We start from the raw sequence: 12,314 nt of genomic DNA, 5'->3' as shown, positions 1-12,314 counted from the left end.
GTTCAGGCGACCGTCAGGACGATCTTGCCGGTGGTGCGGCCCTGCTCGCCGATCTCGTGGGCCTTCGCCGCCTGCTCCAGCGGCAGCACCGTGTCGACCAGCGGCTTCAGCAGGCCCTGCTCGACGAGCGCCGCGATCTCGCGCAGACCGCCCAGGTCCGGCTCCACCAGGACCCAGGAGGCGTGGACGCCCTGCGGGTCGGCCGGGAGGGAGTCGGGGCCGGGCAGGGTCACCAGGTGGCCGCCGGCCTTGAGGACCTTCAGCGAGCGCCGGGTGTAGTCCCCGCCGACGGCGTCGATCACGACGTCCACGTCGGCGACGGCGTCCTCGAAGTCCGTGGTGCGGTAGTCGATCACCTCGTCGGCGCCCAGCTCGCGCAGCAGCGCGTGCTTGCCCGCGCTCGCGGTGCCGATCACGTACGCGCCGCGGGCCTTGGCGATCTGCACCGCCAGGTGGCCCACGCCGCCGGCCGCCGCGTGCACCAGCACCCGCTGTCCGGCGCTCACTCCGGCCGTGTCCACCAGGGCCTGCCAGGCGGTCAGCGCGGCCAGCGGCAGGGCCGCGGCCTGTACGTGGTCCAGCGCGGCCGGCTTCGCCGCGAAGTGCCGGGCCGGGGCGCTCACGTACTCGGCGTAGCCGCCCGCCTGCCGCGGGAAGTGCGGCATGCCGTACACCTCGTCACCGGGGGCGTGGAGGGTCACACCGGGGCCGACCGCCTCGACGGTGCCGGAGACGTCCCAGCCCACGATCGGGTGCTCGCCCCAGGCGATGAGCGCCCCGCTGTCCCGGGTCTTCCAGTCGACGGGGTTGACGCCGGCCGCGTGGACCCGGACGAGGACCTCGCCCAGACCGGGCTCGGGCCGGTCGATCTCCCGCTCGACCAGGTTCTCCGGGCCGCCCCACTCGTTCACGACGATCGCGCGCATTTCTGTCCGCCTCATTCCATCCGTTTGTGTCGCAATCCGGGTCGTTACCCGGCGACGTGTCTCAGATTCGGGCACGGCGCCCCTCGATGGTGTTGGCCGTTTGGCCACTATGTGACAGGATCTGGCCATGAGCGAGACGCGGGAGCACACCGAGCACACGGCCCGCCCCGGGAGCGGCACGGGCGGGCGGCACCTCGTCGCGGTGCTCGCCCTGCCGGGCTTCCCCCCGTTCGAGCTGGGCATTCCCTCCCGGGTCTTCGGCAGTGCCGTGGGCGAGGACGGCGAAGACCTCTACGAGGTCGTCGTCTGCACCGCCGACGGCGCCCCCGTGCTCAGCGACTCCGGCTTCACCCTCCAGCCCGCCGCCGGGCCCGAGGCCCTCGCCGCCGCCGACACCGTGATCGTCCCGCCCACCCACGCCATGCCGGAGCTGGCCCTCGGCGGGCCGCTGCCGCCCGCGGTCGCCGCGGCCATCGCCCGCATCCGTCCCGGCACCCGCCTGGTGTCGATCTGCACCGGCTCCTACGTGCTCGCCGCCGCCGGCCTCCTCGACGACCGGCCCGCGACCACCCACTGGAACCTCGCCCGGGAGTTCCGCCGCGCCTACCCGAGGGTGCGCATCGACGAGGACGTCCTCTTCGTCGACGACGGCGACGTCCTGACCTCGGCCGGCGTCTCCGCCGGAGTCGACCTGTGCCTGCACATGATCCGCCGCGACCACGGTGTCGCCGTCACCAACCGGGCCGCGCGCATGTGCGTCGTCCCGCCGTGGCGCGACGGCGGGCAGGCCCAGTTCATCGACCGCCCCGTCCCCGAGCCGTCGGTCGCCAGCACCACCGCCACCCGCGCGTGGGCCCTGGAGCGCCTCGCCGAACCGGTCACCCTCGCCGAACTGGCCGCGCACGCCCGGATGAGCCTGCGCACCTTCACCCGGCGGTTCCGCGACGAGGTCGGCATGACCCCCGTGCAGTGGCTCACCGCACAGCGCCTCGAACTGGCCCGCCACCTGCTGGAGTCCAGCGACCTGCCGGTCGACCTGGTGGCCCACCGCGCCGGTTTCGGCTCGGCCAACTCCCTGCGCCAGCACATGCGGTCCACGCTCGGCGTCTCCCCGATCGCCTACCGGCGCACCTTCCAGCCCGCCTCGTCCTGACCCCGGAGGTAATCGCCGCCGCGGCCGCGCCCTGCCAGGATCGGAGCAACGGCCCGCAGCGGCGGGCCGGTTGACAGGGGAGCCGACCATGACCGCGTACGCCATCGCCCACATCCGCCCCGAGACGATGAACGAGGACATCCTCACGTACATCGAGACGATGCAGTCGACGATGGATCCCTTCGGCGGCCGCTTCCTCGTCCACGGCAAGGAGGTCGAGGTCATGGAAGGCCCCTTCCCCGGCACCGTCGTCGTCATCGGCTTCCCCGACATCGAGCGGGCGCGCGCCTGGTACGCCTCCGACGCCTACCGGGCCATCCTCCCGCTGCGCACGGACCACATTCCCGGCGAGGTCATCCTCGTCGAGGGCGTCCCGGCCGGCTACGACGCCTCGAAGACGGCGGCCGCCCTGCGTGCCGAAGCCGGCCTCTGATGGGGAACCGGGCCGTGTTCGTGCTCTCGGGCCCCGGTGGCCCCGGCAGCCCCGGTGGCCCTGCGGGCCACACCCGCCATCGCTCCTCGTACGGCGCCGTGGGGCTGGACCTCGACCTGCTGGCCGGGCCGGAGGCGGTGCTCCCGTTCCTGCGCGGCCACGTGCGGGAGGACGACTGGTACCCCGACGACATGGTCGAGGCGGGCGTCCTCGCCGACGAGGCCCGCCGGCTCCTGCTGCTCTTCGCCTCGGAGGGGCCCATCGCCTCCCTGCGCACCCGGGCCGCCACCCTGGAGCTGCTGAGGTGCGCCTGGCCGGGCTGGGAGGTGCGCTGGCTCCACGACGGCCAGACCGGGCTGCGCACCCACCTCGGGCTCGACCCGGGAGAGCGGGACACCGACGTGTACCCCGGCCCGGCGCTGGACCGGGACGACGAGGAACTGGCCGACCCCGACCCGCTGGTCGCGGTGGTCACCATCGGCCAGGACCGCTGCCACGTCCTCGCCGACATCGACGACCACCCCGCCGAGGAGGGCCCCGCCCTGCTGGAGCGGCTCCGGGACGCACCTGAGCACGGGAGCCACCGGCTCCGGGCGGACGCCGGCATCCACGTCGATCCCGAGCGGCGCCGGGTCGGCTGGTGGCTGAACACGGCCCGCGCCCACGCCGGTGCCCTCGCCGGCCGCTGGCCCGGCTGGACCGTGGAGTTCTGGGAGGACCGCTGGGCCGAGCACGAGCGGGCCTCGGGCGGCCGCTTCGCGCCGCCCGCGCCGGACCGCGCCGCCGCGCTGGCCGACGTACGCGACCGGGCCCTGGAGCGGTGGGCCGGACCGCGGGGCGACGTACGGGCCCGGCTCGTGGCGGCGCTCCCGCACGCCACGATCGGCCGGGGCTTCGGCCCCGCCGTCCCCGCGGAGCAGGCGGCCGCCGCCCGCGCCGCCGTCCGACGGGCGTACGCGGCCGCCGTCGGCACCTGACCTCGGTCTTCGGGCCCCGGGCGCGCTCGGGGGTGCGAGCATGGGCGGTATGGCTACTCACTTGATCACCGGTGCCGGCTCCGGCATCGGCGCCGCCGTCGCGGCCCGGCTGCACGCCCGCGGCGACGACCTCGTCCTCCTCGCCCGGGACGCCGGCCGCGCCCGCGAGCTCGTCGACCGCTACCCCGGCGCCACGTCCCTCGTCGGCGACCTCGCCGACCCCGACCGGCTGTCGTGGGCGTTCTCCAAGCAGGCCGTCCCGGAGCGGATCGACTCCCTGCTGCACATCGCCGGGATCGTCGACCTCGGACCCGTGGGCGAGCTGCGGCCCAAGACCTGGCACCAGCAGCTCAACGTGAACCTGATCGCCCCTGCCGAGGTCACCCGGCTGCTGCTGCCCACCCTGCGGGCCTCCAAGGCCACCGTCGTCTTCGTGAACTCGGGCGCCGGGCTGAGCGCCCACCCCGACTGGAGCGCGTATGCCGCCTCCAAGCACGGGCTCAAGGCCCTCGCCGACTCGCTGCGCGGCGAGGAGAAGCCCCACGGCATCCGCGTCACCTCCGTCTACCCGGGCCGCACCGCCAGCCCCATGCAGGCCAAGGTGCACTCCCAGGAGGGCAAGGAGTACGACCCGGCCGCCTGGATCGACCCCGAGTCCGTGGCCACCACGATCGTCATGGCCATCGACCTGCCCCGTGACGCCGAGGTCAACGACCTGAGCGTCCGGCCGGGCCGATGAGCGCGGCCGCCACCGGCGTCGGATCGCTGCCCGGCGGCGACGCCCGCGAGGCCGCGAAGACCGTCACCGGGTCCTTCGAGGAGTTTCCCTATCTGGCCGAGCTGCCCGCCCGGGGGCCCGGCGCGGACATGATCGGCCGTTCCCTCGGCCTGCTCGTCGACATGTACGCCCACGTCGAGCCCAGCGGCTGGCGGATCAGCGACCGCCCGGGACGGGACTCCAAGCGGGCCCGGTCCTGGCTCGGGGAGGACCTCGACGCGCTGGAGGAGTTCACCCAGGGGTACACGGGCAAGCTCAAGGTCCAGGCCGTCGGACCGTGGACGCTGGCCGGCGCCCTGGAACTGCACGGCGGCGAGGCCATGCTCCAGGACCCCGGAGCCTGCCGTGACCTGGCCGGATCGCTGGCCGAGGGGCTGCGCGAGCACCTGGCCGACGTACGCAAGCGGATCCCCGGCGCCGACGTCGTGCTCCAGCTCGACGAGCCGTCCCTGACGGCCGTGCTCCTGGGCCGGGTCCGCTCCGCGAGCGGCTACCGCACCTACCGAGCCGTCGACCGGCAGGTCGTCGAGGGGGCGCTGCGCGACCTGTTCGCCGTCCACGACGGGGACGTCGTGGTGCACTCCTGCGCGCCCGAGGTCCCCTTCGGCCTGCTCCGCAGGGCCGGTGCCACGGGGGTGTCGTTCGATTTCTCGCTGCTCACCGAGCGCGAGGACGACGCCATCGGGGAAGCGGTCGAGGGCGGCACGAAACTCTTCGCCGGAGTGGTGCCCGGCACCGACGCCCCGTTGTCGGACCCGGGCGGTAGCGTCATGGGTGTCAGGAAGCTTTGGCGCAGGCTGGGGCTGGCTCCGGGGACTCTGGCGGAGTCCGTCGTGGTCACCCCCTCGTGCGGTCTGGCGGGCGCCTCGCCCGCCTACGCCCGCGCGGTGCAGGCGCATTGCGTCAGGGCGGCGAGGTCGCTCGCCGACAACCCTGAGTGACGGTCGAAGACGGGCCACGGGAGGACACGGCATGGCAGCCGAACAGCAGGACACGGCAGTACCGGCGGCGGTGCGCGAGCAGCACCAGCTGCTGGCCGAACAGGTCGAGGAGCACCGCTTCCGGTACTACGTGAACGACCAGCCGGTCGTCAGCGACGCCGAGTTCGACAAGCTGCTGCGCTCGCTGGAGGCACTGGAGGAGCAGTACCCGGAGCTCCGTACGCCCGACTCGCCCACCCAGAAGGTGGCCGGGGCGTACGAGACGGACTTCGCCTCCGTCGAGCACCGGGAGCGGATGCTCTCCCTCGACAACGCCTTCGACGACGAGGAACTGTCGGCCTGGGCCGAGCGGGTGGCCCGGGACGTGAACACCTCGGACTACCACTACCTGTGCGAGCTCAAGGTGGACGGCCTCGCCGTCAACCTCACCTACGAGAACGGCCGTCTCACCCGGGCGGCCACCCGCGGCGACGGCCGCACGGGTGAGGACATCACGCCCAACGTCCGCACCATCGCCGAGATCCCGGACCGGCTGAAGGGCGACCGGATCCCGGCCCTGGTCGAGATCCGCGGCGAGGTCTACTTCCCGATGGAGAAGTTCCAGGAGCTCAACGCCCGTCTGGTGGAGGCGGAGGGCAAGCCCTTCGCCAACCCGCGCAACGCGGCGGCCGGTTCGCTGCGGCAGAAGGACCCCAAGGTCACCGCGAGCCGCCCGCTGCACATGGTCGTGCACGGCATCGGTGCCCGCGAGGGCTTCGAGATCGAGCGTCAGTCGCAGGCGTACGAGCTGCTGCACGAGTGGGGTCTGCCGACCGCACGGCACAACAAGGTGGTCGCCACGCTCGCCGAGGTCCGGGAGTTCATCGCGGACTTCGGCGTGAACCGGCACTCGGTGGAGCACGAGATCGACGGCGTCGTCGTCAAGCTCGACGAGATCTCCCTCCAGGGCCGGCTCGGCTCCACCGCCCGCGCCCCGCGCTGGGCGATCGCCTGGAAGTACGCGCCCGAAGAGGTCAACACCAAGCTGATCGACATCAAGGTCGGCGTCGGCCGCACCGGCCGGGTGACCCCGTACGCGCAGGTCGAGCCGGTGACGGTGGCCGGTTCGGAGGTCGAGTTCGCGACCCTGCACAACCAGGAGGTCGTCAAGGCCAAGGGCGTGCTCATCGGGGACACCGTGGTCTTGCGCAAGGCGGGCGACGTCATCCCCGAGATCCTCGGCCCGGTGGTGGACCTGCGCGACGGCAGCGAGCGGGAGTTCGTGATGCCGTCCGTCTGCCCCGAGTGCGGGACGGAGCTGCGGCCGATGAAGGAGGGGGACATCGACGTCCGGTGCCCCAACGCCCGCACCTGCCCCGCCCAGTTGCGCGAGCGGGTGGCCTACCTGGCCGGCCGGCAGTCCCTGGACATCGAGAACTTCGGCATGGTGGCGGCGGCCGCGCTGACCGGCCCGCTGGAGCCGGCCCGGCCGCCGCTGCTGGACGAGGGCGACCTGTTCGGCCTGACCATCGAGCAGCTGCTGCCCATCAGGGCGTACGTCCTGGACCCGGACAGCGGGCTGCCCAAGCGGGACCCCAAGACGGGCGAGGAGAAGATCGCCAGGGTCTTCGCCAACCAGAAGGGCGAGCCGAAGAAGAACGCCCTGGCCATGCTGGAGCACATCGCGGCCGCCAAGGAGCGCCCGCTCGCCCGCTTCATCAACGGCCTGTCGATCCGTCACGTCGGACCGGTCGCTGCCGAGGCCCTCGCGCGCGAGTTCCGGTCGATCGAGCGCATCGAGCAGGCCACCGAGGAGGAACTGACCGCCACCGACGGGGTCGGCGCGATCATCGCCGCCTCGCTCAAGGAGTGGTTCGCCGTCGACTGGCACCAGGAGATCCTGCGCAAGTGGCGGGAGGCCGGAGTCCGGATGGAGGAGGAGGGTTCCGCCGAGGAGGAGGGGCCGCGGCCGCTGGAGGGGCTGACCGTCGTCGTCACCGGCACTTTGCAGAGCCACACGCGGGACGGGGCGAAGGAGGCCCTGCAGAGCCGCGGCGCCAAGGTCACCGGATCCGTGTCGAAGAAGACCTCCTTCGTCGTGGTCGGTGACAACCCCGGCTCCAAGTACGACAAGGCGATGCAGTTGAAGCTCGCCGTCCTCGACGACGCCGGGTTCGCGGTGCTGCTGGAGCAGGGGCCGGACGCGGCGCGGGAGGCCGCGCTCCCGGTGGACGGCGGGGGCGGAGCGGAGTAGTACCGACAGGGGAATCGCCGAGGGGGAGTAGCGAAGGCGAACGGATGCGTGGCGTGCGGCCGTACGGGCGGGCGCACGCCGGGCGCGGCGAACGGTGGTAAACGGCCGGTACAAGGCTGGTCGCAGGCCGGTGAGCTGTCGGATCATCGGACGGGTGACAGGGGGGGTCCCCAACCAAACTCACCCGTTCGGCGGATACCGTACTGATGAGGATGGCTGGGTCGCATTCGGGCAACCACTGCCGACCGCTGCCCCTGGGAGCCTCGCGCGTCCTACTGTTGAGGGGTGCGCCTGTCGTGCACGGCTGCAGGATGCGATTTCGGCCGTGGTGGCATGACATCGGGGCCATCGCGTGACATCGGCATCGCCGGCTGTGAGAGGTACGGGCATGAAACCCACCGAAAGCGCCGACCCGTCACCTGAATTCGGCGGGGAACTCCCGTCCATGCGGGCGGGCAGGACGGGCAGGCTCGGTCTCCTGGGTGCCAGGACACCGCAGACCCGACCGGCCCACAACGGTGCGGGCGGGCAGGAGCGGCGCGGCGTGCTGCCCTTCGTCGTCGTGGGCCTCGCCGTCACCGTGCTCACCGCCGGCATCGTCTCCGCGCTGAGCGGCCGTCACGCCCTGTTCCCCGGCGGGCCGGTCGGCTGGGCACTGGCCCTGCTCACCGGCATCATCGTCGGCCACCTCGTCGCCCTCGGCCGCGACCGCTGGTGGGGCGGCACCGGATCGGGCGCCGCACTCACCCTCGGCGTCCTCATCCTCTACGGATGGGTCCCCGCCGGACTGGTCTCCCTGGCGGTGGTCTCCCTGGTCGGGGCCGCGCGCAGGCACCGCTGGCGGCAGGGGCTGCTACACGGCTCCGTGGACATCCTCGGCATCGGCGCCGGGGCCCTCGTACTCGCCGCCTTCGGCGAGGCGCCCTCCGTCGAGACCCCCTGGCTCCCCACCTCCTGGGGGCTGGAGGCGGTCCCCGAGATCGTCTTCGTCGCCGTCGCCTACCTGCTCGCCACCCGCGTCCTGCTCTGGATCGCGCTGGCCCCGCGCGGCGACGGGCTGCCCACCGTCGCGCGCACCGCCCTGCTCCGGCAGGCCTTAGTAGCGGTGGCGCTGCTCGGCATCGCCCCCCTGATCTGCGTCGTCGCCGTCTCCCAGCCGGTCCTGCTGCCGCTGTTCGCCGTACCGCTGATCGCGCTGGACTCCACCCTGTGGATCGCCCGCGCACGCGCCGAGGAACAGCTGCGGGACCCGCTGACCGGGCTGCCCAACCGGCAGTGGCTGCTGGAGCGGGCCTGGTCCGCCCTGGACGAGGCCGAACGTTCCGGCACCCGGGCCGCCCTCGTGCTGATCGACCTGGACCGCTTCCGGGCGGTCAACGACACGCTGGGGCACCTGGCGGGCGACCGGCTGCTGCTCCAGATCGCCGAACGGCTGCGCCAGGCCCTGCCCGAGGACGCCGAGGCGGCCCGGCTCGGCGGCGACGAGTTCGCCGTCCTGCTCCCCTTCGCCGACTCCACCACCAGCGCCCAGCGCATCGCCCGCCGCCTGGTCGCGGAGCTCAGCTCCCCCCTCGACCTGGACGGCCTCACCCTCGTCCTGGAGGCCAGCGCGGGCCTCGCCGTCTTCCCCGACCACGCGCTCGACGCGGAGGGGCTGCTGCGGCGCGCGGACGTGGCGATGTACCAGGCGAAGCGCGACCGTACGGGCGTCGAGGTGTACGAGTCCAAGCGGGACAGCAACACGCCCGACCGCCTGGGCCTGCTCGGCGACCTCCGCAGGGCCCTCGACGCCGGGGAAGTGGAACTCCACTACCAGCCGAAGGTCCGCTTCGACGGCCAGGTCGCCGGGCTCGAAGCCCTGGTGCGCTGGGTGCACCCGGAACGCGGCCGGGTGTCCCCGGACGAGTTCATCGCGATCGCCGAGACCTCCGGGCTGATGCCGCACCTGACGGAGTACGTGCTGGAGACGGCCCTCGCCCAGGTGGCGCGGTGGCGGGCCCAGGGCCTCAAGGTCCCGGTGGCCGTCAACGTGTCGCCCCGCGACGTCCACACCCCGGGCTTCGCGGGCGCCGTCGCCGCCAGGCTGGCCCGCCACGGGGTCCCGGCGAGCGGGCTGCAGCTGGAGATAACGGAACACGTCCTGCTGGAGGACCCCCAGCGGGCGGCCGACACCATGGCCGGACTCACCGGCCACGGCGTGAAGATGTCCCTGGACGACTTCGGCACCGGCTACTCCTCTCTCGTCCACCTGCGCCGCCTGCCGGTCAGCGAGCTGAAGATCGACCGGTCGTTCGTCGGCCGGCTGGCGGTCGACGCGCAGGACGCGGAGATCGTCCGCTGCACGGTGGACCTGGCGCACTCGCTGGGCCTGCTGGTCGTGGCGGAGGGCGTGGAGGACGACGAGACGTGGGAGCGGCTGCGGGACCTGGGCTGCGACGCCGTCCAGGGCTGGCTGGTCGCCGCCGCCATGCCGCCGCAGGAGGCCACCGCCTGGCTGCTGGCCCGCGGCGAGCGCGGCTGGCGCCGCCCGGCGGACATCACGGCGGAACTCGCCGCCGCGGAGGCCGACGCGGTCTGATCCCGCGCCGCCACCGCCGGGGCTCGCCCCGCACCCCCGCACCTCACACGCCGGAGGGGCTTGGATTCGGCTGACGCCGGCACCATCCAGCCCCTCCGGCGTTCGAGGAGCGGGGTGCGGGGCGGAGCCCCGGATCTTTGCCCCGCGCAGCGGCCCGGGCCAAACCGTTTCGCAGGCCGAGCGCCGCGCCCCATAGGATTGGGTCCGAAACGAAACATCCACCCACCCCCAGAGGATCGCTGCATGCCTGGCATTACGCGCGAGGAGGTCGTCCACCTCGCTCGGCTGGCGCGCCTTGAGCTGTCCAGCAACGAGCTGGATCACTTCGCCGGACAGCTCGGCGACATCATCGGCGCGGTCGCCCGCGTTTCCGAGGTCGCCGACCAAGACGTCCCGCCGACCTCCCACCCGCTGCCGCTGACGAACGTCATGCGCGCGGACGAGGTCCGTCCGTCGCTCACCCCCGAGCAGGCGCTCTCCGGTGCTCCCGCCCAGGAGCAGCAGCGTTTCAAGGTGCCGCAGATCCTGGGGGAGGACTAACAGCCATGCTCGACATCATCAAGCTCACGGCCGCCCAGACCGCCGAGAAGATCGCCTCCGGCGAGCTCACGGCCGTCGAGGTGACCGAGGCCCACCTGGCCCGCATCGACGCCACCGACGAGAAGGTCAACGCCTTCCTGCACGTGGACCGCGAGGGCGCGCTCGCGCAGGCCCGCGCCGTCGACGCCAAGCGCGAGGCCGGCGAGAAGCTCGGCCCGCTGGCCGGCGTACCCCTCGCCCTCAAGGACATCTTCACCACCGTCGGGGTCCCGACCACCGTCGGTTCGAAGATCCTCGAAGGCTGGATCCCGCCCTACGACGCCACCCTGACGCGCAAGCTCAAGGAAGCCGACGTCGTCATCCTCGGCAAGACCAACATGGACGAGTTCGCCATGGGGTCCTCCACCGAGAACAGCGCCTACGGCCCCACCGGCAACCCCTGGGACCTCACCCGGATCCCCGGCGGCTCCGGCGGCGGCTCCGCCGCGGCCCTCGCCGCCTTCCAGGCCCCGCTCGCGATCGGCACGGACACCGGCGGCTCCATCCGCCAGCCCGCCGCCGTCACCGGCACGGTCGGCGTGAAGCCCACCTACGGCGGTGTCTCCCGCTACGGCATGGTGGCCTTCTCCTCCTCCCTCGACCAGGGCGGTCCCTGCGCCCGTACGGTCCTGGACGCGGCCCTGCTGCACGAGGTGATCGCCGGGCACGACCCGCTCGACTCCACCTCCATCGACGCCCCGGTCCCGCCGGTCGTCGAGGCCGCCCGCAACGGCTCCGTCGCCGGTATGCGCGTCGGTGTGGTCAAGCAGTTCGCCGGTGAGGGCTACCAGGCCGGTGTCGTCCAGCGCTTCAACGAGTCGGTGGAGCTCCTCAAGGAGCTCGGCGCCGAGATCGTCGAGCTGGACTGCCCCTCCTTCGACCTCGCGATGGCCGCGTACTACCTGATCGCGCCGTCCGAGTGCTCCTCCAACCTGGCCCGCTTCGACGCCATGCGCTACGGCCTGCGCGTCGGCGACGACGGTACGAAGTCCGCCGAGGACGTCACCGCCCTGACCCGTGAGGCCGGCTTCGGCGACGAGGTCAAGCGCCGCATCATCCTCGGCACGTACGCGCTCAGCTCCGGCTACTACGACGCGTACTACGGCTCGGCCCAGAAGGTCCGCACGCTCATCACCCAGGACTTCGAGAAGTCCTTCGAGCAGGTCGACGTGATCGTCTCCCCGACGACCCCGACCACCGCCTTCCCCATCGGCGAGCGCACCGACGACCCGCTGGCCATGTACCTCGCGGACCTGTGCACCATCCCGACCAACCTGGCCGGCAACTCCGCCATGTCGCTCCCCTGCGGCCTGGCCCCGGAGGACGGTCTCCCGGTCGGGCTCCAGATCATCGCCCCGGCGATGAAGGACGACCGGCTCTACAAGGTCGGTGCCGCCGTCGAGGCGGCCTTCGTCGCACGCTGGGGTCACCCGCTGCTTGAGGAGGCACCGTCGCTGTGAGCACCAGTGCACTGACCAAGGCCAAGGGCTTCAAGAAGTCCAAGACCGGCACGTACCTGTCGATCGGCACCACCGCCTTCGGCGCGATCAGCGTGATCAAGCAGGTCAAGAAGGCCCGCAGCGAGCACGACGTGCTGAAGCTGGTCGACGCCGCCGTGTCCGCCGCCGCCATCGTCACCGGCCTCGCGATCCTGTACCGCGAGCTGAAGCGCCTGGGCGACGACGACGTCCTGCTGGGCTGAGAGGGAAAGTTTCA

General features: G+C 72.8%; 11 protein-coding genes. 10 read left to right on the top strand and 1 reads right to left on the bottom strand.

The window, feature by feature from the left end:
• Nucleotides 1-2 precede the first annotated feature (2 nt).
• On the bottom strand, nucleotides 3-926 hold the full coding sequence (locus Sspor_RS15120) for an NADP-dependent oxidoreductase (RefSeq protein WP_202199613.1): 924 nt from the start codon (nucleotides 924-926) through the stop codon (nucleotides 3-5).
• Between the two features lie 127 nt (nucleotides 927-1,053).
• Between Sspor_RS15120 and Sspor_RS15115 the strand changes: the two genes are divergently transcribed.
• From Sspor_RS15115 to Sspor_RS15070, 10 genes are all read left to right on the top strand, one after another.
• On the top strand, nucleotides 1,054-2,079 hold the full coding sequence (locus Sspor_RS15115) for a GlxA family transcriptional regulator (protein ID WP_202199612.1): 1,026 nt from the start codon (nucleotides 1,054-1,056) through the stop codon (nucleotides 2,077-2,079).
• Between the two features lie 88 nt (nucleotides 2,080-2,167).
• Complete coding sequence (locus tag Sspor_RS15110; protein WP_202199611.1) at nucleotides 2,168-2,512, top strand: DUF1330 domain-containing protein; 345 nt, start codon at nucleotides 2,168-2,170, stop codon at nucleotides 2,510-2,512.
• A 14-nt stretch (nucleotides 2,513-2,526) separates the two neighbouring features.
• Complete coding sequence (locus Sspor_RS15105; protein WP_202199610.1) at nucleotides 2,527-3,489, top strand: hypothetical protein; 963 nt, start codon at nucleotides 2,527-2,529, stop codon at nucleotides 3,487-3,489.
• A gap of 49 nt (nucleotides 3,490-3,538) precedes the next feature.
• Nucleotides 3,539-4,228: an SDR family oxidoreductase gene (locus tag Sspor_RS15100; RefSeq protein WP_202199609.1), complete on the top strand. Its 690-nt coding sequence runs from the start codon at nucleotides 3,539-3,541 to the stop codon at nucleotides 4,226-4,228.
• The gene (locus Sspor_RS15095; RefSeq protein ID WP_202199608.1) at nucleotides 4,225-5,208 is read left to right on the top strand and encodes a methionine synthase; all 984 of its coding nucleotides are present in this window, start codon (nucleotides 4,225-4,227) and stop codon (nucleotides 5,206-5,208) included. The genes Sspor_RS15100 and Sspor_RS15095 overlap by 4 nt, the downstream gene beginning before the upstream one ends.
• A gap of 31 nt (nucleotides 5,209-5,239) precedes the next feature.
• On the top strand, nucleotides 5,240-7,441 hold the full coding sequence (gene ligA / locus Sspor_RS15090; RefSeq protein WP_202199607.1) for an NAD-dependent DNA ligase LigA: 2,202 nt from the start codon (nucleotides 5,240-5,242) through the stop codon (nucleotides 7,439-7,441).
• A gap of 388 nt (nucleotides 7,442-7,829) precedes the next feature.
• Nucleotides 7,830-10,019 carry a putative bifunctional diguanylate cyclase/phosphodiesterase gene (locus Sspor_RS15085; protein WP_237403873.1) on the top strand — a complete coding sequence of 730 codons (2,190 nt, stop codon included), beginning with the start codon at nucleotides 7,830-7,832 and terminating at the stop codon, nucleotides 10,017-10,019.
• Between the two features lie 243 nt (nucleotides 10,020-10,262).
• On the top strand, nucleotides 10,263-10,559 hold the full coding sequence (gene gatC, locus Sspor_RS15080; protein ID WP_030010586.1) for an Asp-tRNA(Asn)/Glu-tRNA(Gln) amidotransferase subunit GatC: 297 nt from the start codon (nucleotides 10,263-10,265) through the stop codon (nucleotides 10,557-10,559).
• A gap of 5 nt (nucleotides 10,560-10,564) precedes the next feature.
• On the top strand, nucleotides 10,565-12,058 hold the full coding sequence (gene gatA / locus Sspor_RS15075) for an Asp-tRNA(Asn)/Glu-tRNA(Gln) amidotransferase subunit GatA (RefSeq protein ID WP_202199605.1): 1,494 nt from the start codon (nucleotides 10,565-10,567) through the stop codon (nucleotides 12,056-12,058).
• Entirely contained in the window at nucleotides 12,055-12,300 is a 246-nt protein-coding gene (locus tag Sspor_RS15070; protein ID WP_030010588.1) for a hypothetical protein, read from the top strand. Before gatA ends, Sspor_RS15070 begins: the two co-directional genes overlap by 4 nt.
• Nucleotides 12,301-12,314: the final 14 nt, after the last annotated feature.

Origin of the sequence: Streptomyces spororaveus (assembly GCF_016755875.1) — a bacterium.
GTDB lineage: Bacteria > Actinomycetota > Actinomycetes > Streptomycetales > Streptomycetaceae > Streptomyces > Streptomyces spororaveus.
Note: the sequence above shows the minus strand (reverse complement) of the source record. Positions and strands in the feature narration are given on the sequence as shown.

Coding starts and splice junctions, on each gene's coding strand:
- Sspor_RS15120 (WP_202199613.1), bottom strand. CDS start 926: ATGCGCGCGATCGTCGTGAACGAGTGGGGCGGCCCGGAGAACCTGGTC.
- Sspor_RS15115 (WP_202199612.1), top strand. CDS start 1,054: ATGAGCGAGACGCGGGAGCACACCGAGCACACGGCCCGCCCCGGGAGC.
- Sspor_RS15110 (WP_202199611.1), top strand. CDS start 2,168: ATGACCGCGTACGCCATCGCCCACATCCGCCCCGAGACGATGAACGAG.
- Sspor_RS15100 (WP_202199609.1), top strand. CDS start 3,539: ATGGCTACTCACTTGATCACCGGTGCCGGCTCCGGCATCGGCGCCGCC.
- Sspor_RS15095 (WP_202199608.1), top strand. CDS start 4,225: ATGAGCGCGGCCGCCACCGGCGTCGGATCGCTGCCCGGCGGCGACGCC.
- ligA (WP_202199607.1), top strand. CDS start 5,240: ATGGCAGCCGAACAGCAGGACACGGCAGTACCGGCGGCGGTGCGCGAG.
- Sspor_RS15085 (WP_237403873.1), top strand. CDS start 7,830: ATGAAACCCACCGAAAGCGCCGACCCGTCACCTGAATTCGGCGGGGAA.
- gatC (WP_030010586.1), top strand. CDS start 10,263: ATGCCTGGCATTACGCGCGAGGAGGTCGTCCACCTCGCTCGGCTGGCG.
- gatA (WP_202199605.1), top strand. CDS start 10,565: ATGCTCGACATCATCAAGCTCACGGCCGCCCAGACCGCCGAGAAGATC.